Origin of the sequence: Lewinella sp. IMCC34191, from assembly GCF_003390935.1 — a bacterium.
In the GTDB taxonomy this organism is placed as follows: Bacteria; Bacteroidota; Bacteroidia; order Chitinophagales; family Saprospiraceae; genus Neolewinella.
On the sequence record NZ_QNQZ01000042.1, the window covers coordinates 1 to 255 of the forward strand.

The following is a 255-nucleotide window of genomic DNA, read 5'->3' on the forward strand; positions in this document are numbered from 1 at the left end:
CCCCCGTCCGGCCGTGAGACGGCTCGTGCACGTGACCTGCTGCCTTGGCCAATCCTTACATAGCTGAGCGATAGTTTGGTTCGTAAACGTGTCGGTCCTGACTCCGCAAGATCCGTCTGATGCGCACACGGCTCAGGCGGGGCCTATAGGGTTCGAGGTGGGAAACCAGTTCGTCCAATAAGACCTTAGTCCGGGCGCGCCACCGGCGCACGCCCTCTAAAAACAGGGTGGGCAGCCACCTTTTGATCAGCCCGG

At 61.2% G+C, this 255-nt stretch carries 1 pseudogene; it reads right to left on the bottom strand.

What is annotated here, in order from left to right:
* Positions 1-55: 55 nt before the first annotated feature.
* Positions 56-255, bottom strand: a pseudogene (locus DRW39_RS22755) (hypothetical protein); the annotation flags it as partial.